The sequence below is a fragment of the Duganella sp. CY15W genome (assembly GCF_009857555.1).
In the GTDB taxonomy this organism is placed as follows: Bacteria; Pseudomonadota; Gammaproteobacteria; order Burkholderiales; family Burkholderiaceae_D; genus Rugamonas; species Rugamonas sacchari.
Map to the genome: position 1 here is coordinate 671,691 of NZ_WWCQ01000001.1, position 22,376 is coordinate 694,066.

The following is a 22,376-nucleotide window of genomic DNA, read 5'->3' on the forward strand; positions in this document are numbered from 1 at the left end:
GCGGCTGGCGCAAGCCCGGCTTAACATGCTAATCTTGGGCTAACATCAAAAAGTGAAGGGCGCTTGCTATGGCGGGCTTCCGACGTACATCTTCCTGGGGATAGCACTGTGTCAGACGACGCTACGGCGCTGGAACAAACTGCGGAAGGCGATCTGCCTGCAGCGATCGTCAGGCGGGCCGACGGCATCTTTTTCGCTGCGGATGCGGCGGCGGTGTCCTGCCTGTCCGCCGTCAGCCAGATTTTCCTCAGCAGCTCCTACTTCACTGGCCTGGATTACGCGGTGTTCAGCAAGATGCTGTACAACGTCGGCCCCGATCTACCGGACACCTTGAAGAACAAGCCTTTGCTGCGTTTTGCCGACAGCATAGAGCCGTTCCATGCGCCACGCCGCGCTTTGTACAAAAACGTCAAGATCATCAACGGCGAGGCGGAGTATTACTTCGAGCCGGTGTTCTTTGAAGTGCCGGACATGCCGCCGCAGCCAGCGCGCCTGAACTTCGACGAATTCGTTTCCGACATGTGGGTCAAGGGCATCCGCTTTGGCATTGATGCGCCGGCGGTGCGCGATGTGATCCTGACAGGGCGGCTGGCGCGCATGATTGTGGCGCGGCGCCTGAATGCGACGCCAGGCAAGGACGCTACCATCGTGGAAGTGTCGCAGGATATCCACCGCAGCAATGCGCCCAAGGAGAAGGGGGATGGCCGGCTGGATTGGCAGACGTTCCAGAACCGCTTCCCGCAGGTGAAACCGCACGTCAAGCTGCTGCGCAAGGTGCCGCGTACACCGGGCGTGCGCGGCTACGAGCTGTCCGGACTGGTGCTGGAGCCGCCGGTGCCCAAGGATATCGAGCTGACTTCGGTGGCCGGTGAAGGCACGCTGATCGAAACCGTCAAAGGCGTGGAATACCTGGTCTCCGCAGTCGAAGGCTTTTTGAGCGTGGACCCCGGCAGCAAGCGTTTGTCGATCGGCCCCAAGATCATCAGCCGCGAGGGCGTGAGCGCGCGCACCACGGGCAATCTGCAACTCACCGGCGAGTACGAGGAGTTTGGCGACGTGCAGGAGCAGCGCGTGGTCGAAGGCGGCAACATCACCATCCACGGCGATGTGTTCGGAAATATCGTGTCGCGCGGCGGCGATATCGTGCTGAGTAAAAATCTGATGGGCGGTACCGCCACCAATGCCGACGGCGCGATACGCGTGCAGGGCGTGGCTTCCGGCGCGGTGCTGCAAACCAAACGCGGCGAGATCGCGCTGACGCGTGCGGAGAGCTGCATCATCTCGGGTACGCGCGTGGTGATCGGCGAGGCGAGCAACTGCGAGATCATGGCCGAGGAAGTGGTCATCAAGGTGGCCGAGGGCTGCGCCATCGCGGCGCGCAAGATCGAGATTCTTCACGCCGGCCCGCGCAAACAGAACGAGATGCTGCTGTATCCGCTGGTGCCGGATACCGCCAAATTCGACAAGAAGATCGCCGAGCTGCAGCCCAAGGTGCAGCACGCGGCGCGCGAGGCCGACAAGCGCAAGGCCGAGATGGATGCGATCACCAGCCAGACCGAGGTCCGTAATTATCTGACGCTGGCGACGCGCGTGCGCAAGCGCGAAGTCACTCTGACGCCAGAGCAGGAGCCGCTGTTCCACAAGATGGCGGAAGCAGTCGGCCCGTCGCTGCGCCAGGTGGCGAAGATATCGCTGGCCATGAAGGCGGCGCAGGTACAGCAGGAACAGGCGCAGGAAGAGGTCAACCAGGTCATCCGCCAAAAGAAGGCGATACAGCGTGGCTCGCGCTGCGTGGTGGAGCTGCTGACTGGCGATGTACTGGTGCGTACCATGAGTTTTGTGCCGGGCGAACCGGCGCCATACGACCGCCCCGCCAAAGAGGTCAAGGCCAAGGTGCGTACCGTAACGCCGGGCATGACGGTGCTGCACTCAGGGCACATCGGCCCGATCAACTGGGCGCCGGACGTGGATTAGCTAGCGGTGATTTTCTGCCAGCGCGCCAACCAGCTCGCGGGCATAGCCGGGCAGGGTGCTGGCGTCGCGGACGCAAATCAGGAGTTTGCGGTCGGCCCATTCGTCGGTGAGCTTGACCATGCGCAGACCATTGCCGCTGCGGCGCGCGGCCGCTTCCGGCAACAGGGCGACGCCGGCGCCGCTGGCGGCCATGCGGCACACGGCTTCAAAGCTGAGCAGACGGATCTTGCAGTGAATGCGCCGGCCCAGCCGCGTCGCCTGTTCGTTGGCGTTCTGCTGAAAAGCGCTGTCGCCGGCCAGGCCGATGAAGTCGTGATCCAGCGCATCCGCAAACGCCATGTGGCGCTTGTGGCCAAGCGCGTGCGCCAGCGGATGGCCGCGTGCCATGACCAGCACCAGTGGATCGTCACGGAAGGGAAAGGTCTGCAGCGCGCCACGGTCCACGGCGTCCGAGATGATGCCGATGTCGGCGGCGCCGTCCGCCACGGCACGCGTGATTTCGCGGCTCAGGCGTTCTTCCAGATTGATGCTCAGTTGCGGATGCGCCTTGAGGAAGCTGGCCAGTGCGTCCGGCAGGAATTCGGTCATGGCCGAGGTATTGCACAGCAGGCGCACCTGGCCTTTGAGGCCGGTGGCAAACTGCGCGAGATCGGCCTGCATATCGCTGACCTGGCGCAGGATGGTACGGGCGTGCTGCAACAGCGTACGGCCAGCTTCGGTGGGCTCGGCGCCGCGGCGGCCGCGTTCCAGCAGCGGCACGTTGAGCGCTTCTTCCATGCCGCGTATGCGCGCACTGGCCGATGGCAGCGCCAGATGCGACAGCTGCGCACCAGCCGTGATACTGCCGCTTTCAGCGACATGAATAAATAGCTGCAAGTCAGTCAGGTCGAAGCGCATCGCTTTGTGCCTATGGAAATTCCGAAGTCTGGCTCAGTATATTCCAGATTTTCAAGTGCCGCGCCAGCGCTCAGAATGGCTGGCATGGACATCTTCTTCATTACCCTGGTTTTCATCCTGGCCGGCATGGTTAAAGGCGTGACGGGCATGGGCTTGCCGACGGTGGCAATCGCGCTGCTTTCCCTGCGCATGCCGCCGCTGGAAGCCGCCGCGCTGCTGATTGTGCCTTCGGCTGTTACGAATGTATGGCAGCTGGCTGCCGGGCCTGCGCTGTATCCGCTATGGCAGCGTTTCAAGTGGGTGATGCTGGCGGTGTGCGCCGGCGTTGCGCTGGCTTTCCTCCTAGGCGCTGCATCGTGGAGTGGCGCGGTGCTCGGGCTGGCGCTGGCCGGCTATGGCTTGCTGGGCCTGACGGGCTGGCGCTTGCACGTGGCGCCGCACAACGAGCGCTGGGCCGGGCCGCTGGCCGGGGCCGCCACCGGCGTCATGGCTGGCGTTACTGGTGTATTCGTGATGCCGGTGGCGCCCTATCTGCAAGCGCTCAACCTCGACAAGGATGACCTGGTGCAGGCGCTGGGCATGGCGTTTACCGTCGGTACGCTGGCACTGGCCGTGATGCTGTCGTTGCGCGGCCAGTGGCATGTCACGGCGGCGGGGAGTTCTTTGCTGGCGCTGGTCCCATCCGGCATCGGCATGGTGCTGGGCCAATGGCTGCGTGACCGCATGCAGCCCGCCGTGTTCCGCCGCTGCTTCTTCATCGCGCTGCTGGCGCTGGGCATACATCAGCTGGCGCGTCTCATTACAGGGTAACTTTGCCGCGCAGCTGTTTGCGTTCGCCGTCCTTGGCCTTGCCATCGAGGCGGCGGCGCTGTGAGCTGCGGGTCGGTTTGGTCGGCCGGCGTACGGTCGGCAGGACGGCGACGCTATCGACCAGCTCCTGCAGGCGGCGCAGCGCATCTTCCTTGTTTGCCTCCAGGCTGCGCGACTGCTGCGCTTTCAGCACCACCACACCTTCCCGCGTGATGCGGGTGTCGCGCAGTGCCAACAGGCGTTCCTTGATATGTTCGGGCAGCGACGAAGCCGTGATGTCGAAGCGCGCATGCACGGCGTTGGACACCTTGTTCACATTCTGCCCGCCCGGCCCCTGGGCGCGGATGGCGCTGAATTCCACTTCGTTCGGATCGATGTTCATGCGCGGATTGTAGCAAACGTGCATAGCTGCCGGAGAAGGTTGACGCTAGTCAACGCCTGACAGTGGGGTCACGGTTAGGATGATACTTGCTGTTCTCCGAACGAAAGGATCATCATGTCTTCCTCGACCACGCAGACAAATGAGTCATGCCAGTACCTGGTTTTCCGGCTCGGCGGACTCGATTACGCGCTCGACTTCAGTAAAGTCCAGGAGCTGCGTCCCTTAAAGGCGCTGGAGCGCTTTTCCTCGGATGGTGAAATCGTCAGTGGCGTGGTGGTATCGCGCGGCGTCATCATGCCGATTGTCGATATGCGGATTGCCTTCGGCCCGCGTCCACCGCAGCACGATCCGTTGACGGATGTGATTATCCTCAAGCTGTCCAGCTGTGTGATGGGGATGGTGGTGGATGGCGTGACGGATATCGTCGCCTTGAAACCGGCCCAGATCCAGCCGATTGCCGGTGCCGGCGCGGTTGATTATCTGGTCGGCCTGGGGGAAGTGGAAGGGCGCCGGCTGATTGTGGTGGACATCGACAAGCTCATGTCCATCCGCAAAGTGCAGTTCGGCGCCCGGCAGGCGGCTTAGCGGCCGTGAGCCGTTAAGCCAAAGCCTCCAGCTGCTCATTCAAGGCCAGCCACTGTTCTTCCAGTTCGCCCAGGTCCTTGGTGAAGAACGCCTGATCGGCCAACAACTGCTTCAGCTTGGCCTTGTTGGCCGCGTCGTAGATTGATTCCTCGCCCAGTTGGGCATCCACTTCCGCTTTCTGTGCCGTGCGTTTGGCGATCTGCTCGTCCAGACGCTTGACCTTCTGCTCGATCGGCTTGCGCAGCGCGGACAGGCGCTGACGGTCTTCCGCTTCCTTGCGCTTCTGTTCCTTGGTGTTGACGACCGGCGCTTCAGCTTCGGCTTTTGACGGCGCCACTGGCGACTGCACCGGGAAGGCAGTCTTGTTGTCCTTGCCCGCTGCCGGCAGCACATCGGTGCCTTTACCCAGCTTGGTCTGGAACAGCCAGTCCTTGTAATCATCCAGGTCGCCGTCGAACGGTTGCAGCTTGCCGTCAGCGACGATGATGAACTGGTCGGTGGTGGCGCGCAGCAGGTGGCGATCGTGGGATACCACCACCAGCGTGCCTTCAAACTGCGCCAGCGCTTCGGTCAGCGCTTCGCGGGTTTCCAGGTCCAGGTGATTGGTTGGTTCATCCAGCAGCAGCAGGTTAGGGCGCTGCCACACGATCAGGGCCAGTGCCAGGCGCGCCTTCTCGCCGCCGGAGAATGGCGCGATCGAACTGGTGACCATGGTGCCCGGGAAGTTGAAGCCGCCCAGGAAGTTACGCAGCTCCTGCTCACGCGTGGTCGGCGCAATCTTCGCCAGGTGCCACAGCGGCGACTCGTCGTGACGCAGCATCTCCACCTGGTGCTGGGCGAAGTAGCCGATGTTCAGGCCCTTGCCGGTGGTGGATTCGCCGGTCAGCGGCGCCAGTTCGCCTGCGATGGTTTTGATCAGCGTGGATTTACCTGCGCCGTTCACACCCAGCAGACCGATACGCTGGCCTATCTGCAGCGAGAAGTTGATGCCGTGGACGATGGTTTTTTCGGAGATCTCGCCGGTCTTCTGGTCTTCGCTGCGGTAGCCGGCGTCGACGTCCTCCATCACCAGCAGCGGATTTGGCGCGTTCAGCGGCTCGCGGAATTCAAACGAGAATTCGGCAGCAGCGCGCAGCGGCGCCAGTTCTTCCATCTTGGCCAGCGCCTTCATGCGGCTCTGCGCCTGGCGGGCTTTGGAAGCTTTGGCCTTGAAGCGTTCGATGAACGACTCCAGGTGGGCGCGTTTGCGCTGCTGCTTCTCGAGCGCACCGGCGGCCAGCGCCATCTGCGCTGCGCGCTGGCGCTCGAAGGCCGAGTAGTTGCCCGAGTAGCGTTTCAGCTTGCGTTCGTCGATGTGCACGATGACGTTGACGATTTCGTCGAGGAAGTCGCGATCGTGGGAGATGATGAGCAGCGTGCCGGTATAGCGTTTGAGCCAGTCTTCCAGCCAGATGATGGCGTCCAGATCCAGGTGATTGGTTGGTTCGTCCAGCAGCAGCAGGTCGGAAGGGCACATCAGCGCTTGCGCCAGATTCAGGCGCATACGCCAGCCCCCCGAGAAGCTGGCCACGGGGCGCTGCATCTGGTCGAGCGAGAAGCCAAGACCCAGCAGCAGCTGTTCGCCGCGCGACTGCACGGTGTAGGCGTCGGCGTCGGCCAGGGCGCTGTAGATCTCGCCCATGGCGATGCCGTTTTCGGTGGACTCAGGCTCGGTTTCCAGGCGCTCCAGTTCCGCTTGCAGCTTGCGCAGGTTGACGTCGCCGTCGATGGCGTAGTCCAGCGCGGCGCGTTCCAGCGGCGGGGTTTCCTGCGCCACGTAAGCGACGCGCCATTTGGCCGGGAAGTCGATGTCGCCCTGGTCCGGGTGCAGCTCGCCGCGCATCATCGCGAACAGGCTGGATTTACCGGCGCCATTGGCGCCGATCAAACCGATCTTGTCGCCCGGATTGAGGGTGACGTCTACTTGTTCCAGCAGCGGCTTTACGCCGCGCATCAGGCTTACTTGATTGAAGCGAATCATTCGTGGTTCTTCTTAGAGTTTCAGTTGGTCTGCCGTCAGCAGGAAGACCATGTCGTCGCCATTGCTGGTGGTGAGCCAGGTCAGTCCCAGTTCACCAAATGCGGCTTCAGCGAATTCCTTTTCATTGCCGATTTCAACGATCAGCAGGCCATCATCGGTCAGACGTTCAGCAGCGCCGGCGACAATGCGGCGCACGATGTCCATGCCGTCCTTGCCGCCGTCCAGCGCCAGTTCAGGCTCCGCGCGGTATTCCATCGGCAGCTTGCTCATCGACGACGAGTTCACATACGGTGGATTGGTGATGATCAGGTCATACTTCTTGTCCGGTACATTGGCGTACAGGTCGGACTGGATCAGCGTCAGGCGGTCTTCCAGTTCGTAGGTCGCCACGTTGCGCTTGGCGACTTCCAGCGCATCGGCCGAAATATCGACGGCATCCACGTGCGCGTCCGGGAAGGCGTCGGCCATCATGATAGCCAGGCAGCCGGAGCCCGTGCACAGTTCCAGAATGTTGGACACATTCTCTGGCTCGTTGACCCACGGCGCAAAGTATTCTGGAATCAGCTCGGCGATGAAGGAGCGCGGTACGATGGTGCGCTCGTCAACATAGAACTTGTAAGTGCCCAGGAAGGCTTCGTTGGTGATGTAGGCCGCCGGCACGCGATCGTTGACGCGGCGGTCGATCACGGCCATCACCGCCGCGATTTCTTCCGGCAGCAGCTTGGCGTCCAGGAATGGATCGAGCAGGTCCAGCGGCAGCTTCAGCGTGTGCAGGATCAGATAGGCTGCTTCGTCATACGCTTCCGTGCTGCCATGGCCGAAGAACAGCTGGGCGGTGTTGAAGCGGGTGACGGCGTAGCGCAGCAGGTCGCGCGGCGTGGTGAATGGAGTCGTGTTCATGGCTATCTCGGTAAAACGGTCATCGGAGCCCACGCCGCACTGCTGTTACGTCAGCAGGTTTTCCAGCGTGCGGCGATAGATATTCTTCAGCGGATCGACAAATCGCAGCTCGATATGCTCATCGATCTTGTGGATACTTGCGTTGGGAGGACCGAATTCTATCACCTGAGGGCAGATCTGAGCGATAAAGCGGCCGTCCGACGTGCCGCCAGTGGTCGACAGTTCCGTGTCCACGCCGGTTTCCGACTTGATCGCCGACGACAGCGCATCGCTCAGGGTGCCGCGCGGGGTCAGGAATGGCAGGCCGCTCAGCGCCCACTTGATGTCGTAGTGCAGATTGTGCTTGTCCAGGATGGCGTGAACGCGGCGTTTCAGTTCCTCGTGCGTGCTGGCGGTCGAGAAGCGGAAGTTGAAGTCGATGACCATCTCGCCCGGAATCACGTTGTTGGCGCCCGTGCCGGCATTAATGTTGGACATCTGCCAGGAGGTCGGCAGGTAGTACTCATTACCGTGGTCCCAGACTTCGGCAGCCAGTTCGGCCAGCGCAGGTGCGCCCAGGTGGATCGGGTTCTTTGCCAGCTGCGGGTAGGCGATGTGGCCTTGCACGCCCTTGACCGTCAGCTTGCCGGACAGCGAACCACGGCGGCCATTCTTGATCATGTCGCCCAGGGTTTCGTCCGAGGTTGGCTCGCCGACGATGCAGTAGTCCAGCGTTTCGCCGCGCTCTTTCAAGATGTTACAGACGATGACGGTGCCGTCGGTGGCCGGGCCTTCTTCATCGCTGGTAATCAGGAAGGCAATCGAGCCTTTGTGGTCGGCGTGCTTGGCGATGAACTCTTCACAGGCGACGACGAAGGCGGCAATGGAGGTCTTCATGTCCGCCGCGCCACGGCCATACAGCTTGCCGTCGCGATGGGTCGGGGTGAAAGGCTGCGAGCGCCATTGTTCGACCGGGCCGGTAGGCACCACGTCGGTGTGACCGGCGAATACCATCACTGGCGAGGTTGTGCCACGGCGCGCCCACAGATTGGTCACGCCATTCGATTCGATGGTTTCGCAGACGAAGCCCAGTGGGGTCAGCAGGTCGATCAGGTGCTGCTGGCAGCCCTTGTCGTCCGGCGTGACGGAGGACAGGGAGATCAGCTTTTCGGTCAGCGCCAGGGTCTTGGATGGAGTCATATCAGCTATTGAAGATTTGTTGATACTGCGCGTCGGAGAAACCGACGGAGAAAGTGCCATTCTTGTCCAGCACCGGGCGCTTGATGACGGATGGATTTTCCAGCATCAGCGCGATGGCTGCTTCATCGTCAACGATGGACGCCTTGCGTTCATCGGACAGCGCGCGCCAGGTAGTGCCCTTGCGGTTCACCAGCACATCGCGCGACAGGTGTTTGAGCCAGCCGGCGACGATGTCGCGGGTCAGGCCCTGTTTTTTGAAATCGTGGAAAACAAAATCCTGCTGCTGGTCGGCCAGCCAGGTGCGTGCTTTTTTGACGGTATCGCAGTTAGGGATGCCGTAGACGGTAATGGTCATGATCGTTCGGGAAAGTTGGACCCGGTAGGATACCACGCCATGCAGGCCCGCTCATAGCGGCGGCCCATCGGTAAAAACTGGTTTCACCAATTATCAAATCGTCATTTACCATGATGATAGCTATACTTGCGAGAATATTTTGATAACAATGAGAGAACGGCATGAAAATCAAACCAATCATCTTCGCGACGATCGCCGCCTTGGCAATGGGCGCATCCGCCGCCCAGGCAACGGTGCTGGACTTCGACACTTTGGGTGCTTGCAACAGCGCTTCCAATGGCAGCGGCAGCGTCGTTGCCTGCGGTGACTGGAGCGCCATCTCGCAGGCCTACGGCGATGTGGCCGGCGTGGTCGACGTGCAGTACTCGGCGCCGCGTATTCCAGGCAGCTCGCTGCAGTGGTGGTCTGCCAGCTACAACACGCTGCATGGCATCGTGTTTGCACCAGGTGGCAACGACAACTCGAAAGCCCGTATTGATCTGGTGTCGCTGAACGGCCAGGCTGTCACGCTGTCGCACTTCGATCTGGGCGCCTATTCCAACACGACCCGCAACACCAAGATCACCATTTCGGACCTGAGCGGCCATGTGCTGATGAACTATGCCGGCACCGTGGGCAACGACAATCCTAATGGCCCAAGCAGTTTTAATGGCAGCTGGACTGGTGCAAGCGGCATCCGTATCGAGTGGGAAGATAATGCCTACAACGTCGGCATCGATAACATCACCTACAGCATGGCGCCAGTCCCTGAGCCAGAAACCTACGCCATGCTGATCGCCGGCCTGGCTGCGTTGGGTGTGGTGGCGCGCCGCCGCAAGGCCTAAGCGTTAGGGAAGCTGATAAACGACGCGGGCACGGCCTCCGTCAGCCAGACGCCGTTCTCAGACACGTAGAACTGGTGGCCTTGCTGATGCATGGCCTGCGCCCGGACCTCCAGTATTACGGGCTTGCCATGACGTTGGCCGACATTCATCGCAGTGTCTTTTTGCAGCGAAAGATGGACGTGGTTACGTGATCTCGCGTGTAAGCCGCTGGCTTTGATCGAGTCGACAAACCGGCTGGCGGTACCGTGGTAGAGGATGGCGGGCGGTGTCGCAGGTGGCAGCGCCAGATCGACACTCGCAACGGAATGGCCCTGATTAGCGCGTATCGACAGACCGTCTTCGCTCAAGGCGAAGCGCTTTTTATCGCTGGTGGCGACCACTTCCTCAAGCTCTGAGCGCGTGAACGCTTTGCCATGCGCGGCTGATTTTTCCAGCAGCTCCGCCACATTGGCCCATCCATGCTGGTCCAGCTGAAGGTTCACGGTTTCTGGCGCGTGCCGCAGAATCAGCGACAGGAATTTGCTGGTACTTTCCAATTTATTCTTATTCATGGCTGAAAATTATACAAGAACCGTTTGCCAATTCGCTACTGCGTGGTGCCGAGCCGTTCCAGGATAGGCTTGCGATAGCGTCGGCTCATTCGCAGGCGTTTGGCATTGTGCAGGACGACCTCGTACTCGCCGTCCTCGCGGATCTCCAACGCGCTGACGCGGTCGAGATTGACGATGGCAGAGCGGTGGATACGCGAGAAGCCATGCGTTGCCAGCAGCGCGTCTAGATCCGCCAGGCTGCGGCGTAGCATATAGGTCTTGCTGCCGGCATGCAGTGTCGAGTAGTAGTCGCTGGCTTCAATCCAGTCGATGTCGGTGAATTTCACTACTTCCAGTGCGCTGCCGTTCTTGATGATGAAGCGCCTGGTTTCGCTGCTGGTCTGCAGGCGCTCTTTTGCGCGCGCCAGCACACGTTCAAAGCGCTGATCGTCGAAGGGCTTCAACAGGTAGTCCAGTGCCCCCACTTCAAACGCGCGCAGTGCGAACTGATGGTGAGCGGTGACGAACACAATCGCGAAGGCCGGCGCCGGACCGATACGCTCAAGCAGCTCGAAGCCGTCGCACTCCGGCATTTCTATGTCGAGGAATACCAGGTCGGGTGTAAGGCTGGCTATCGCGGTGATGGCTTCTTCGGCCGAGCCGCATTGGCCTACGATGGTGATTTCCGCGTCGCGCGCAAGCAGTGCGGCGACATTGCTGCGTGCCAGAGGCTCGTCGTCGACGATCAGGGCGCGTAACAAATTCCTGCTGTTGTCCATTAATGCTCGCGGTAAGGCAGGGTGATGGTGGCCACCACACCGGTACTGGCGTGGTTTTGCAGCGTCAGGTCCGAGGCGTTACCGTACAAGGCAAGCAGGCGCTGACGCGTATTGCTGATGCCTACCCGTTCCTCAAGACGCTCTGGCAGCGGCGGGCCGTCATTGGAGACACACAGTGCGAGCGTGTCGCCATCGCGGCTGGCGGCTACCTTCAGTTCTCCACCCCTGGCGCGTTTGGCGATGCCGTGCTTGATCGCGTTTTCCACCAGCGCCTGTACGACGAAGTCCGGCACCTGCGCCTTCATGAGGTCATCGGGAATATCGATTTGGTAGCGCAGCCGTTCGGCAAAGCGCATCTGCTGTATCGCCAGATATTTACGCAGAAATTCGATCTCCTCTTCCATGCTCACAAATTGACGCTCCGATTGGTCGGTGACACGGCGCAGCAGGTCTCCCAGCGCCGCGATCATCGCAATCGCCTCGTTATCCTTTTTTTCGCGTATCAACCCGGTGACGGCATTGAGTGAATTGAAAATGAAATGCGGTTCGATTTGTAGTTTGAGCGCAGAGAGCTGTGCCTGCGCGAGCAGTTCGGCAAGCTGCGCGCTCGCCGTTCGCTGGTGCAAAAGGCGGTTATGCGCGTCCAGCATCAACGCCAGCGTGACGACGGCGCCGTACAGCAGAACATCAATCACCAGCGTGCCGAGGAACTTGGATTTCCAGAGTAGCTCGAAAGAGCCGGGACCGGCCGCATAGGCAAATGGATTGGTCTGGTGCTCCAGCAGCGCCGCCCATGTCGCCCACACCCAGCCAATTGCCAGGCAGGCTGCGATATGCACTCCCCATGGCGCGGCCGCGCGGGACGGAAGGTGGAAACGCTGCAGCAGCGCCAGTATGGCGGGAGTCAGCACCGCCCAGGGCGCCCAGGAGGCGGCGGTTACGATAAATAAGGTCAGCCAGGCGTGATGCATGCCCATCGCGCGCATCGAGGCCACGGTCTGGATGGCGTCGAACAGGGCGATCGCCAGCCAGCCACCAGCCACGTAGCGCCATGAACTGGCCAAAGAATGGGAGCTTGATTTCATGGCGCAATCATAGGGGAAAAGCAGCCCGGCAGCGACGTTTTGCAGCGAATTCACGAAAGCGTGCAGGCAAGCGCCTCGTGTCGCCGTGCTCGCGATGGGACACTCCACAGCTTCTAACTCGGAGGATAAATAATGAATCGACGCGATCTTTTCCGTTTGGCGGCGGCCATGGGGCTGGCAGCGGCAATTCCCAATATTGGGAACGCCAGGCCGCAGCAGGCTTTGTCCAACCCGCTGCAGCCGCCAGCGGAAGGCAGCATCCCCGTGGCCGTCCTGCTGTCGGATGGCGCGGTCGTCATCGATTTCGCAGGACCGTGGGAAGTATTCCAGAACGTCAGCGTCCCCGGACGGGCGACGGAACCGGTGTTCCAGCTTTATACGGTGGCTGAAACCACTGCGCCGGTCAAGGCTGGCGGCAGCATGACCATCGTGCCGGAATATACCTTCGCCACAGCGCCTGCGCCCAAGATCATTGTTATCCCCGCGCAGGGCGAACCCACCGAAGCCATGCTGGCCTGGATACGCGAGGCGGCGCGCACTGCGGACCTGACCATGTCGGTTTGCACCGGCGCCTTTGTGCTGGCCAAAACAGGCCTGTTGTCCGGCAAAGCCGCAACCACGCACCATAGCGCCTATGCGCAATTCGTGATGGCGTTCCCTGACGTAGCGCTCAAACGTGGCGCGCGTTTTGTCGAATCAGGCCGTTTCGCCAGCTCCGGCGGCCTTTCGTCCGGTATCGATCTGACGCTGCGCGTTGTGGAACGCTACTTTGGGCGCGCTGTGGCGCTCAATACTGCGAACACCCTGGAATACCAGGGGCAGGGCTGGCTGGATCCCGCCTCCAATATGGTATATGCCAAGCGCCGGAAATCGACTGCGCAGCACCCGCTGTGTCCTGTCTGCGAAATGGATGTCGATAAGGCGAACGCGCCGTCGTCGGTCTATCAAGGCCGGACATACTACTTTTGCATGGCTTCTCACCAGAAGATTTTCGACGCCAGTCCGGCCAGATTTTTAAGCTAAGTTTTTGCTGGCGGGGGCCAGATAGGGGCCGGGGTGGTTTAGCCGCCACGGCCACTGAGCTTTTGCTCCACAACAGGAGACTTTAAGCTTACAATTCCAAAAAAGATTCTTGTCGGAAATACCATTTTGGCCCCTACATGAGCAATTCCGGAGTTATTTCGCCCGCTCCCGCTGATTCTCTGGTCCAGCGGCTAACGCGCATGAACCTGCAGCTGCTGACCATCACCATGCTGCTGACGTTTGCCTTGTTGGCCACCGCGACCTGGTATGTCGCGCGCGCTCACCAGCTGCATGCCGCCCAGCTCAGCGCGCGCCAGCTGGCCAACAGTGTGTCGCCGATGATGGTGTTTGCCGACCGTGCTGCTGCGCGCGGCGAGCTGGAAGCCTTCTCCCGCCGCAGCGATCTGCTGCTGGTGCAGGTACAGACACAGACCGGTGAGGTGTTTGCGCAGTGGCAGGCCGTTGAGAGCGCGCCGCTGCCGCGTGTGATGCCACCGGCCGCCGCCAGCCAGCAGGAGGGCGCAGCGTCAGCGACCCTGCGCGGCCTGGAAGTGTGGACACCGATACAGTTGAAAGGCGAGACAGTCGGTGTACTGGTGCTGCGCGAAAGCCTGGATGGTTTGCGCACTTCTGTACTGGTACTGAGCGCAGTGGCCATGGCCTTGATTACAGTGGCCATCCTGGTAGCCTGGCGCGGCCTGCTTCTGGTGCAGCGCCGCGCACTGGCGCCGCTGGTCGAACTGTCCAACCTGGCCGAGCACATTGCCCGCGAACGTGATTACAGCAAGCGTGCCAATGTCTACCGTCCCGACGAGGTAGGGCGCCTGACCGAACGTTTCAACGATATGCTCAAGCGGATTGAGGTCTGGCAGGCAGACCTGCACCAGAAACTCGAACAGGAGCAGGAGGCGGGCCAGCAGTTCCAGCAACTGGCGCACAAGGACAGCCTGACTGGCCTGCCCAACCGCCTGTACTTCCAGGGCGCTTTGCAGCGTTACATTGGCGCCAGCGTCGAACGGCACGAGCTCATGGCGCTGATGTTCATCGATCTGGATAACTTCAAAACCGTCAACGATAAACATGGCCACGACGCTGGCGACGAGGTACTGTGCGAAGTTGCGCGCCGCATGACCAGCGTGGTCCGCTCGCGTGATGTGCTGTGCCGCCTGGGAGGCGACGAATTTGCGCTGATCCTGCCGGAGCTGCCAGATGAAGCAGCCGCCGAGCAAATGGCGCAACGCCTCATCGATGCGGTACGCGTCACCATGACCATACGCAGCCAGATCATGCCGATCGGCGCCACGGTGGGACTGGCGTTTGCGCCTGTCGATGCCAATGATCCGGCTGCGCTGCTCAATGCCTCGGACCAGGCCATGTACGAGGCCAAGCGGGCTGGCAAGAACTGCTACCGGAGGGCGCTGCGTGCGGCCGCGTAGTGCCTTGCTGCTATGGGCAGCCTGCCTGTCAACGGCAGCGCTGGCGCAGCAGCAGCCGGCCAGCCTGGAGGACCTGCTGCGGCAGACGCCGACCGATGTCACGCGTGACGTCGAAGAGTCCACATCGTCGCGCTTTGCGCAGAGCAGTTCGCAGGCGCCGTCCGTCACCTACGTCGTCACGGATACGGATATCGCACGCTATGGCATGCGCAATATGGCCGATATCCTGCGCAGCATGCCGGGGCTGTATGTCACTGCCGACGGCAACTTCACTTACGTTGGCGCCCGCGGCCTGGGACGGCCTGGCGATTTCAATGCGCGCCTGCTGTTCCTGATCGACGGCATGCGCGTCAACGAGAACATTTACGATGCGGGCCTGCTGGGCAGCGAATTCTTTGTCGACGTCGATTTGATCGACCATGTCGAATACGCGCCTGGTCCCGGCTCTGCGCTATACGGGAATAACGCCTTCTTCGGCGTGGTCAACATCATTACCAAGGGCACCGACAAGCTGCACGGCTTGCAGGTGCGGGCCAGCGCGGATTCGGACCGTACACGCGAGGTGCGCGCCAGCGTCGGTCACCGCTCGGAGCAGGGCTGGGAGGCCACGCTCGGACTAAGCGCCTTTGAACAGAGCGATATCGCCCCACCTTATGACTTGCGGCCCCAGGATGCCGAGGCTGTCAAACCGCTCAGTTGGGACCGTGGGCGGCGCCTGCTGGCCATGGCCAGGTATGGCGGTCTCACGCTGCGCGCGGGCGCCAGCCACCGCGAACATGGCATCCCGGCGTATATGGGGCCGGATGCGCCGATCCGCTTCCTGCAGGACCGCCGAGTCTTCAACAACAACTTCATCGCGGCTGAATATCAGCGCGACCTGGGCGAGTGGAACCTGTATGGTGCGGTTTCTTCGAAGCGCAGCGACTACTTGGGCGCCTACGCCTTTCTGCGTGAAGACTTGACGCCCATGGTCTTCGACAATCACTCGCTGGGGCGCTGGTATAACCTGGACCTGCGCATTGGCACGCGGCGCTGGCATGACCATGAAGTGATGGCGGGCTTTGAGTACCAGTACGACCGCACGCAGCAAATCATCGAAGGCCCGGCGGGCGAAGAGCCGGATGACTACTTCTTTGGCGAAAACCGGCGGCGCGGCCTGTTCTTGCAGGATACGTGGCAGGTCAGCGATCATCACCGCCTGACGCTCGGCCTGCGCCATGACAGCGCGATGATAGGCGGCTCCACGGTCAATCCGCGCTTCGCCTGGATCTGGAGCGGCGTGCCGGATGCATCGCTGAAGCTGATGTACGGCAGCGCCTTCCGCGAAGCCAACCTGTACGAGTACCGCGCTAACGCGCCGATGGACGCGCCGCTGCCGAGGCCCGAGCGCATACGTACGCTGGAATTGGCGTGGGACCACGCGCTTGGGCGTAATTTCCAGTACCGCGCATCGGTGTATCTGTCGCGGATACGGGATCTGATTAGCCTGAGAATGGACTATCCGGTATTTGAGAACAGCGGCCCGATACGCAACCTGGGCGCGGAGCTGGGGCTGGAGCAGCGCTGGGCTGGCGGCCAGCAATTGCAGGCCTCAGTGTCTTTGCAGCGCACCACCGACGACACAGGCCGCCGGCTCGATAATTCGCCGCGCGCGCTGGTCAAGCTGCTGTACACGCAGCCGTTGCAAGGTGATCGCCTGCGGCTGTCGTGGCAAGTGCTCGGCGAGAGCCGCCGCACCAGCGGCCCGCAGGCGCTGCCAGGTTACGCGCTCTTGAACACTACCTTGTTATGGCGTCCGGCCAACGACACCGATGTGGCGCTGTCCTTGTACAACGCCGGGGATGTGCGCTACTACGACCAGCCAATTGCCGTCGGCGCGCCATTGCGGCAGCCAGGTCGCGTAGTGCGCCTGAGTTTAACGCGGCAGTTCGGACCATGAACGCCTTGCGCCGATTGCTCGCCTGGGTGTTGTTGGCGATGCTGCCATTGCCGCAGGCTTGCCTGGCACAGGACCAGCTACAGTTGAAGGCGGCTTTCATCTACCGCTTCGCGCAGCTGACAGAATGGCCGCCGCCACCGGCGCGCGAGTTCACGTACTGCATAGCTGGCGATGCGCGTTTGCAGGAAGCCTTGCGCGCGCTGATGCAAACCACGCCATCCAATGCTTCAACACACACGCTGCTGCTGAACGAGCCGCAACGCGTGCCGCAGTGCCAGTTGCTGGTGCTCGGAATCGGTGCGCGCGGCGACCTGCGGCGCTGGCATGAGGTGCTGGCAGATGATCCCGTGCTGGTGATTGGCGATAGCGCCGATGCCTTCCGCAGCGGCGCCAGTATCGGCCTGGTGATCGAGCCGAACGGCCTGGCCTTCCGCATTAATCAGACGGAGGCCAGGCGGCGCGGCCTCACACTCAGCTACCAGATGCTGAAGCTGGCGCGTGAGGTGAAGTAGGGCGTTCAGGTATTGAGGGTGAACTCGGTGAAGGAAGCTTCGCTGGCCGGGGCCTTGGTCTCTTCTTCCTTGGTGGCCGCGCTGTCCGGGCCATTGTTCAGGAGCCACAGCAGGTTGGTGGCGGAATCGGCGTTAGCCAGGGCTTCGTCCTGGCTGACCAGGCCATCATGCACCAGCTTGAGCAAGGACTGCTCGAATGATTGCGAGCCAGGCGACATGCTCTTTTCCATCGCTTCCTTGATCTGGCCGATTTCGCCTTTTTCAATCAGGTCCGAGATGTAGCGGGTGTTGACCATCACTTCCACCGCTGCCGAACGCGTGCCGCCGTTGAGGGAACGGATCAAGCGCTGCGAGACGATCGCCTTGACGGTGCTTGACAGGTCCTGCAGCAGCGCTGCGCGGTTTTCGATCGGGTAGAAGCTGATGATGCGGTTTAGCGCGTTGTAGCTGTTATTCGCATGCAGCGTCGCCAGTACCAGGTGGCCTGACTGCGCGTAGGCCAGCGCTGCGGCCATGGTTTCCTTGTCGCGGATTTCGCCGATCAGGATGCAGTCCGGCGCCTGGCGCATGGAGTTGCGCAGGGCGGTGTAGAAGTCCTTGGCATCGCTGCCGATCTCGCGCTGGTTGACAATGGATTTCTTATTGCGGAACAGGTATTCGATCGGATCTTCCAGCGTCAGGATATGGCCGGAGCGCAGTTCGTTGCGGTGATCCAGCATGGACGCGATGGTGGTCGATTTGCCCGAACCGGTGGAGCCCACCAGCAGCAGCAGGCCGCGCTTTTCCATGATGAGGTCTGCCAGCACGGGCGGCAGCTGCAAATCTGCCAGTACGGGGATGGTGGCGGGTACAAAGCGGAATACGGCGGAGATGGTGCCGCGCTGCTTGAACGCGGACAGGCGGAAGCGCCCCAGGTTGGGCACGGACACGCCCATGTTCAATTCATTGGTGGCCGCCAGTTCCTCCATCTGCTCCGGCGAGGCGATTTCCGCCAGCAGGGCATGGATGTTTTCAGGCTCCAGCTTTTGCTGGTTGATGGGAATCAGGTTGCCGTTGATTTTGATGTGCACCGGGGAGTTCACGGCAAAGAACATGTCAGACGCGTTCTTTTCCTTCATCAGCTGGAACAAACGATCCATGGCCATGATGATCTCCCCGGTTGGCTTACAGCTTATACAGCTTAGATACCGCGCAGCAGTTCGTTGATGCCGGTTTTCGAGCGGGTCTGTGCATCGACGCGCTTGACGATCACCGCGCAGTACAGCGAGTACTTGCCGTCATCCGATGGCAGCGAGCCCGATACCACCACCGAGCCCGAAGGTACGCGGCCGTAGGTGATTTCGCCGGTGGTGCGGTCATAGATCTTGGTCGACTGGCCAATGTACACGCCCATCGAGATCACCGAGTTCTCTTCCACGATCACGCCTTCAACGATTTCCGAACGGGCGCCGATGAAGCAGTTGTCTTCGATGATGGTTGGATTGGCCTGCATTGGTTCCAGCACGCCGCCGATGCCGACGCCGCCCGACAGGTGGACGTTCTTGCCGATCTGCGCGCACGAACCCACGGTGGCCCAGGTGTCTACCATCGCGCCTTCATCGACGTAGGCGCCGATGTTGACGTAGGAAGGCATCAGCACCACGTTCTTGGCGATGAAGGAACCACGGCGCGCCACTGCTGGCGGCACCACGCGGAAGCCGCCCTTGGCGAAATCGTCGGCGGTGTAGTTGGCGAACTTGGTTGGTACCTTGTCGTAGAACTGCATGGTGCCATCCGATGGCAGGACCACATTGTTCTCCAGGCGGAACGACAGCAGCACGGCTTTCTTGACCCACTGGTTCACTACCCAGGTGCCGGTGGCTTTGTCGGCCACGCGGATGGTGCCTGCGTCCAGGCCGGCCAGCACGTGGTTGACGGCGTCACGCAGTTCGGCGGAACCGTTGGCTGGGTTGATGTTGGCGCGGTCTTCCCATGCCTGGTCGATGATGTTCTGGAGTTGTTGGGTCATGATATTCAACTTATTTGTTAAGGGACTTGCAGAATTGGACAATGCGCTGCGCGGCTTCCAGGCCTTCCGCCGTTTCGGCGACCAGCGCCATGCGGATGCGGTTGCGGCCCGGATTGACGCCATGCGCTTCACGCGCCAGGTAGCTACCCGGCAGTACAGTGACATTATATTCGGCGTACAGGCGCTGGGCGAATTCGGTGTCCGACAGGCCGGTGCGGCTGACGTCAGCCCACAGGTAGAAGCCGGCGTCCGGCAGTTCCACGTCCAGCACGTCCTTGAGCAGCGGCGTGATGGCGTTGAACTTGGCGCGGTATTGTTCGCGGTTCTGTTCGACGTGGGTTTCGTCGTTCCAGGCCGCGATGGACGCAGCTTGCACGGCGGTGCTCATGGCGCCGCCGTGATAGGTGCGGTACAGCAGGAATTTTTTGAGGACATCGGCGTCGCCGGCCACAAAGCCCGAGCGCATGCCCGGCACGTTGGAGCGCTTGGACAGGCTGCTGAACACCACCAGGCGCGCGTATGGCTTGTCGATGGTGGCCAGGCCCAGTTGATGGGCGGCTTCCATCGCGCCCAGCGGCGCCTGCTCGCCGTGGTAGATCTCCGAGTAGCACTCGTCGGCGGCGATGACAAAGTTGTAGCGCTCCGACAGCGCGAACAGGTGTTCCCAGTCGGTCAGCGAGAGTACGGCGCCGGTTGGGTTGCCCGGCGAGCAGACGAACAGCAATGCCACGCGCTGCCACACTTCGACCGGAATGCTGTCATAGTCGCAGCCGAAGTTGCGGGCCGGGTCGGAGTTGACGAAGTAAGGCTCGGCGCCGGCCAGGTAGGCCGCGCCTTCATAAATCTGGTAGAACGGATTCGGACTGACCACAATCGACTTGGCATCCTTGTCGATGACTGCCTGGGCCAGCGCAAACAGCGCCTCGCGCGAGCCGTTCACCGGCAGCACCTGCGTGGCGGGATTCAGCTTGGGCAGGTTGTAGCGGCGCTCCAGCCACGTGGCAATCGCAGCGCGCATGTCGGGAGTGCCAATGGTGGTGGGATAGACGGCCAGGCCATCGACATTGTCGATCAGCGCCTGCTGGATGAATTTGGGCGTAGGATGCTTGGGTTCACCCATGCCCAGACTGATCGCCTTGTACTGCGGATTGGCGGTGACTTGCTCAAACAGCAAACGAAGTTTTTCGAACGGGTAGGGATGCAGCTTGTCGAGAAGTGGGTTCATAGTCTTTGATTATAGCGCCTCAGCGCCTGTCGGGTCATCCATGCTAAATTATTAAAATATACGAATTACCAATCACGGATGGAGACAATGGAGCAACACGAGATTGCATTGGAGACGCAGGTCAGCCGCAAGGTCATGCTGGCACGGCTGGGTACAGGGCTGGTGCAGGGATTACTGTTGTACTGGTTATACGCCGCTGGCCGCGATGGCGTCTGGCCTGCCACGGAGCCGTATCTGATGGTGCCGCTGCTGACGGCGCTGGTAATTATGCCGGTACTGCTGATCTCCAGTCTGGGCCATCTGCGTCCGCGCCAAATCGTCATCTGGCTGCTGGCGGTGCTGGCCGTGCTGCTGGCGTTTTCGGCGCATGATGTGTGGCGTGGCCTGAACTCGCATCCGTTCATGATGGGCTGGGACCACAGGCCTTCGCATACGCCGTCGTTCCTGATGGTGTTTTTCAGCGTGGTGTTTTTCTTCATTGCGCACACCCTGGTGCGGGCAGGCGCGCACGATGGACGGCGCATCGCGCGCTACGGCACTTATTTCGAGACCGCCTGGAAGCATGCGATCCAATTGCTGTTCTCGGGCTTTTTTGTGGGAGCGCTGTTCTTTGTGCTGTATCTGGGCGCGGAACTGTTCATGCTCGTCAAGCTGAAGTTCCTGCACCAGATGCTACAAGAGTCTTGGTTCAATGTGCCGGTGATTTGCACGGCCTTCTCCTGCGCCATGCACGTAACGGATGTGCGGCCGTCGATCGTGCGCGGCATCCGTACCTTGCTGCTGGTGCTGATGTCATGGATCTTGCCGGTGGCCGTGGTGCTGGTTACTGGCTTCCTGTGCTCCCTGCCATTCACGGGCCTGAAAGCCCTGTGGGAAACGCGCCATGCGACGTCGGTATTGCTGGGCGTAGCTGCTGTGCTGCTGGTGCTGATTAATGCGGCGTTCCAGAATGGCGATGCCAAGGTAACGCTGGCGCTGCGCGTCAGCGCGCGCACGGCGGCGATACTGATACTGCCGGTGGTCATGGTCGGCGTCTATGCGCTGGGCCTGCGCGTTCATCAATACGGCTGGACGTCGGATCGCGTGGTGGCTGCGGCGTGTCTGCTGGTGGCGGCGTTCTACGCGGCGGGCTACCTGTGGGCGGCATATCAGTACGAGACCTGGCTCAATCCCGTCACCATCGTGAATGTGCTGGCGGCGTTTCTGGTGCTGGCCGTGCTGCTGGCTTTATTTACGCCGATAGCCGATCCCGCACGCATCGGCGTCAATAGCCAGATGGCGCGTCTGGCCAAGGGCAAGACCAAGGTCGCCGATTTCGATTTCCGCTATCTGCGGTTTGAGGGCGGGCGCTATGGCCGCGCCGCGCTGGAGGCGTTAAAGCTGCGCAGCACAGGGCCGGACGCCGCCGCATTGCAACGCGGCGCTGCCGAAGCATTGGCGTGGACAGATACGGACCGCTGGAAGGCGGCGTCACTCTCTACGACGCCAGTCGCCGTGGCGGACAACCTGACTGTCTGGCCAGCCAAAGCCACACTGCCAGCCAGCTTCCTGGCGCAGAAATGGGATGCTATTCCGGATAATCAAAAGCCCGATTGCCTGAGCAGGAAAGAAGGTAAATGCGATGCGATCCTGATTGACGCCGATAGCGATGGTAAACCGGAGGTGCTGTTGGTGGAGCAGCATAGTCCTTGGGGCGGGCAGCTGTTTGCGGAGGGGCGTGATGGCCAGTGGACGGTGGTCGCCTCCATCAGCTACCGCCACCTCGCCTGCAAACCGCTCATGGAAAAGCTGCGCAAGGGGGAGTACACCCTGGAGGCGCCGCGCTACAAGGAGTTAAATGTCGGCGGCCGGCAGGTGCAGCTGGACCCGGTATATGAGCAGGATCTGGAGTGCAGCAAGCTGCAATAGCAGAG

General features: G+C 61.4%; 21 protein-coding genes. 9 read left to right on the forward strand and 12 right to left on the reverse strand.

Annotated elements, in window-relative coordinates; genetic code table 11:
• Positions 1–108 precede the first annotated feature (108 nt).
• Positions 109–1,974 carry a flagellar assembly protein A gene (locus GTP58_RS03150; protein WP_373924686.1) on the forward strand — a complete coding sequence of 622 codons (1,866 nt, stop codon included), beginning with the start codon at positions 109–111 and terminating at the stop codon, positions 1,972–1,974.
• Here GTP58_RS03150 and GTP58_RS03155 read toward each other — a convergent pair whose 3' ends face one another.
• On the reverse strand, positions 1,975–2,871 hold the full coding sequence (locus GTP58_RS03155) for a LysR substrate-binding domain-containing protein (RefSeq protein ID WP_161076230.1): 897 nt from the start codon (positions 2,869–2,871) through the stop codon (positions 1,975–1,977).
• A gap of 84 nt (positions 2,872–2,955) precedes the next feature.
• Here GTP58_RS03155 and GTP58_RS03160 point away from each other — a divergent pair, with 84 nt between their 5' ends.
• Positions 2,956–3,681, forward strand: a complete 726-nt coding sequence (locus GTP58_RS03160) for a sulfite exporter TauE/SafE family protein (protein WP_161076231.1) — start codon at positions 2,956–2,958, stop codon at positions 3,679–3,681.
• On the opposite strand, the gene arfB is transcribed toward GTP58_RS03160, so the two are convergent.
• Positions 3,671–4,063, reverse strand: a complete 393-nt coding sequence (arfB, locus tag GTP58_RS03165; RefSeq protein ID WP_161076232.1) for an alternative ribosome rescue aminoacyl-tRNA hydrolase ArfB — start codon at positions 4,061–4,063, stop codon at positions 3,671–3,673. The two genes, GTP58_RS03160 and arfB, sit on opposite strands and share 11 nt — an antisense overlap.
• A gap of 114 nt (positions 4,064–4,177) precedes the next feature.
• On the opposite strand from arfB, the gene GTP58_RS03170 reads away from it, so the two are divergent.
• Positions 4,178–4,648, forward strand: a complete 471-nt coding sequence (locus tag GTP58_RS03170) for a chemotaxis protein CheW (RefSeq protein ID WP_161076233.1) — start codon at positions 4,178–4,180, stop codon at positions 4,646–4,648.
• Between the two features lie 13 nt (positions 4,649–4,661).
• Here the strand turns inward: GTP58_RS03170 and GTP58_RS03175 are convergent, their stop codons facing one another.
• The 4 genes from GTP58_RS03175 to GTP58_RS03190 are packed head-to-tail and all read right to left on the reverse strand — an operon-like array spanning position 4,662 to position 9,102.
• Positions 4,662–6,668 carry an ATP-binding cassette domain-containing protein gene (locus GTP58_RS03175; RefSeq protein ID WP_072780511.1) on the reverse strand — a complete coding sequence of 669 codons (2,007 nt, stop codon included), beginning with the start codon at positions 6,666–6,668 and terminating at the stop codon, positions 4,662–4,664.
• A 12-nt stretch (positions 6,669–6,680) separates the two neighbouring features.
• The gene (gene prmB / locus GTP58_RS03180) at positions 6,681–7,568 is read right to left on the reverse strand and encodes a 50S ribosomal protein L3 N(5)-glutamine methyltransferase (protein WP_161076234.1); all 888 of its coding nucleotides are present in this window, start codon (positions 7,566–7,568) and stop codon (positions 6,681–6,683) included.
• Between the two features lie 45 nt (positions 7,569–7,613).
• Entirely contained in the window at positions 7,614–8,747 is a 1,134-nt protein-coding gene (gene dapE / locus GTP58_RS03185) for a succinyl-diaminopimelate desuccinylase (protein ID WP_161076235.1), read from the reverse strand.
• A 1-nt stretch (position 8,748) separates the two neighbouring features.
• Positions 8,749–9,102 (reverse strand): ArsC family reductase, encoded by a 354-nt coding sequence (locus GTP58_RS03190; RefSeq protein ID WP_072780508.1) that lies wholly within the window; start codon positions 9,100–9,102, stop codon positions 8,749–8,751.
• Positions 9,103–9,263: 161 nt separating this feature from the next.
• Between GTP58_RS03190 and GTP58_RS31230 the strand changes: the two genes are divergently transcribed.
• Complete coding sequence (locus tag GTP58_RS31230; RefSeq protein WP_229215406.1) at positions 9,264–9,926, forward strand: PEP-CTERM sorting domain-containing protein; 663 nt, start codon at positions 9,264–9,266, stop codon at positions 9,924–9,926.
• Here the strand turns inward: GTP58_RS31230 and GTP58_RS03200 are convergent.
• The 3 genes from GTP58_RS03200 to GTP58_RS03210 are packed head-to-tail and all read right to left on the reverse strand — an operon-like array spanning position 9,923 to position 12,320.
• Complete coding sequence (locus GTP58_RS03200) at positions 9,923–10,477, reverse strand: RNA 2'-phosphotransferase (protein WP_161076236.1); 555 nt, start codon at positions 10,475–10,477, stop codon at positions 9,923–9,925. The genes GTP58_RS31230 and GTP58_RS03200 overlap by 4 nt on opposite strands.
• A 35-nt stretch (positions 10,478–10,512) precedes the next feature.
• Complete coding sequence (locus tag GTP58_RS03205) at positions 10,513–11,217, reverse strand: LytTR family DNA-binding domain-containing protein (RefSeq protein ID WP_202413466.1); 705 nt, start codon at positions 11,215–11,217, stop codon at positions 10,513–10,515.
• 17 nt (positions 11,218–11,234) lie between these two features.
• Positions 11,235–12,320, reverse strand: a complete 1,086-nt coding sequence (locus GTP58_RS03210) for a sensor histidine kinase (RefSeq protein ID WP_161076238.1) — start codon at positions 12,318–12,320, stop codon at positions 11,235–11,237.
• Positions 12,321–12,452: 132 nt separating this feature from the next.
• On the opposite strand from GTP58_RS03210, the gene GTP58_RS03215 reads away from it, so the two are divergent.
• From GTP58_RS03215 to GTP58_RS03230, 4 genes are all read left to right on the forward strand, one after another.
• On the forward strand, positions 12,453–13,343 hold the full coding sequence (locus GTP58_RS03215) for a DJ-1/PfpI family protein (RefSeq protein WP_161076239.1): 891 nt from the start codon (positions 12,453–12,455) through the stop codon (positions 13,341–13,343).
• 200 nt (positions 13,344–13,543) lie between these two features.
• Positions 13,544–14,779 (forward strand): sensor domain-containing diguanylate cyclase, encoded by a 1,236-nt coding sequence (locus GTP58_RS03220; RefSeq protein WP_161076240.1) that lies wholly within the window; start codon positions 13,544–13,546, stop codon positions 14,777–14,779.
• On the forward strand, positions 14,766–16,718 hold the full coding sequence (locus GTP58_RS03225; protein ID WP_373924687.1) for a TonB-dependent receptor plug domain-containing protein: 1,953 nt from the start codon (positions 14,766–14,768) through the stop codon (positions 16,716–16,718). Before GTP58_RS03220 ends, GTP58_RS03225 begins: the two co-directional genes overlap by 14 nt.
• Positions 16,715–17,230, forward strand: a complete 516-nt coding sequence (locus GTP58_RS03230) for a YfiR family protein (RefSeq protein WP_161076242.1) — start codon at positions 16,715–16,717, stop codon at positions 17,228–17,230. The genes GTP58_RS03225 and GTP58_RS03230 overlap by 4 nt, the downstream gene beginning before the upstream one ends.
• A gap of 5 nt (positions 17,231–17,235) precedes the next feature.
• Here the strand turns inward: GTP58_RS03230 and GTP58_RS03235 are convergent, their stop codons facing one another.
• From GTP58_RS03235 to dapC, 3 genes are read right to left on the reverse strand one after another with little or no spacing between them, the layout of a single operon-like run.
• Positions 17,236–18,375: a PilT/PilU family type 4a pilus ATPase gene (locus tag GTP58_RS03235; RefSeq protein ID WP_072780496.1), complete on the reverse strand. Its 1,140-nt coding sequence runs from the start codon at positions 18,373–18,375 to the stop codon at positions 17,236–17,238.
• Between the two features lie 35 nt (positions 18,376–18,410).
• Positions 18,411–19,238, reverse strand: coding sequence for a 2,3,4,5-tetrahydropyridine-2,6-dicarboxylate N-succinyltransferase (gene dapD / locus GTP58_RS03240; protein WP_072781517.1), 828 nt, complete (start codon positions 19,236–19,238; stop codon positions 18,411–18,413).
• 10 nt (positions 19,239–19,248) lie between these two features.
• Positions 19,249–20,463 (reverse strand): succinyldiaminopimelate transaminase, encoded by a 1,215-nt coding sequence (gene dapC, locus GTP58_RS03245; RefSeq protein ID WP_072780494.1) that lies wholly within the window; start codon positions 20,461–20,463, stop codon positions 19,249–19,251.
• A gap of 87 nt (positions 20,464–20,550) precedes the next feature.
• On the opposite strand from dapC, the gene GTP58_RS03250 reads away from it, so the two are divergent.
• Positions 20,551–22,371 (forward strand): DUF4153 domain-containing protein, encoded by a 1,821-nt coding sequence (locus GTP58_RS03250; RefSeq protein WP_161076243.1) that lies wholly within the window; start codon positions 20,551–20,553, stop codon positions 22,369–22,371.
• Positions 22,372–22,376: the final 5 nt, after the last annotated feature.

What these genes read in the sequence shown, in the direction of transcription:
- GTP58_RS31230 (WP_229215406.1), top strand. Translation starts at nt 9,264, where the DNA reads ATGAAAATCAAACCAATCATCTTCGCGACGATCGCCGCCTTGGCAATG.
- dapE (WP_161076235.1), bottom strand. Translation starts at nt 8,747, where the DNA reads ATGACTCCATCCAAGACCCTGGCGCTGACCGAAAAGCTGATCTCCCTG.
- GTP58_RS03230 (WP_161076242.1), top strand. Translation starts at nt 16,715, where the DNA reads ATGAACGCCTTGCGCCGATTGCTCGCCTGGGTGTTGTTGGCGATGCTG.
- GTP58_RS03250 (WP_161076243.1), top strand. Translation starts at nt 20,551, where the DNA reads ATGGAGCAACACGAGATTGCATTGGAGACGCAGGTCAGCCGCAAGGTC.
- GTP58_RS03160 (WP_161076231.1), top strand. Translation starts at nt 2,956, where the DNA reads ATGGACATCTTCTTCATTACCCTGGTTTTCATCCTGGCCGGCATGGTT.
- GTP58_RS03215 (WP_161076239.1), top strand. Translation starts at nt 12,453, where the DNA reads ATGAATCGACGCGATCTTTTCCGTTTGGCGGCGGCCATGGGGCTGGCA.
- GTP58_RS03210 (WP_161076238.1), bottom strand. Translation starts at nt 12,320, where the DNA reads ATGAAATCAAGCTCCCATTCTTTGGCCAGTTCATGGCGCTACGTGGCT.
- arfB (WP_161076232.1), bottom strand. Translation starts at nt 4,063, where the DNA reads ATGAACATCGATCCGAACGAAGTGGAATTCAGCGCCATCCGCGCCCAG.
- GTP58_RS03220 (WP_161076240.1), top strand. Translation starts at nt 13,544, where the DNA reads ATGAACCTGCAGCTGCTGACCATCACCATGCTGCTGACGTTTGCCTTG.
- dapC (WP_072780494.1), bottom strand. Translation starts at nt 20,463, where the DNA reads ATGAACCCACTTCTCGACAAGCTGCATCCCTACCCGTTCGAAAAACTT.
- GTP58_RS03200 (WP_161076236.1), bottom strand. Translation starts at nt 10,477, where the DNA reads ATGAATAAGAATAAATTGGAAAGTACCAGCAAATTCCTGTCGCTGATT.
- prmB (WP_161076234.1), bottom strand. Translation starts at nt 7,568, where the DNA reads ATGAACACGACTCCATTCACCACGCCGCGCGACCTGCTGCGCTACGCC.
- GTP58_RS03155 (WP_161076230.1), bottom strand. Translation starts at nt 2,871, where the DNA reads ATGCGCTTCGACCTGACTGACTTGCAGCTATTTATTCATGTCGCTGAA.
- dapD (WP_072781517.1), bottom strand. Translation starts at nt 19,238, where the DNA reads ATGACCCAACAACTCCAGAACATCATCGACCAGGCATGGGAAGACCGC.
- GTP58_RS03170 (WP_161076233.1), top strand. Translation starts at nt 4,178, where the DNA reads ATGTCTTCCTCGACCACGCAGACAAATGAGTCATGCCAGTACCTGGTT.
- GTP58_RS03235 (WP_072780496.1), bottom strand. Translation starts at nt 18,375, where the DNA reads ATGGCCATGGATCGTTTGTTCCAGCTGATGAAGGAAAAGAACGCGTCT.
- GTP58_RS03190 (WP_072780508.1), bottom strand. Translation starts at nt 9,102, where the DNA reads ATGACCATTACCGTCTACGGCATCCCTAACTGCGATACCGTCAAAAAA.
- GTP58_RS03175 (WP_072780511.1), bottom strand. Translation starts at nt 6,668, where the DNA reads ATGATTCGCTTCAATCAAGTAAGCCTGATGCGCGGCGTAAAGCCGCTG.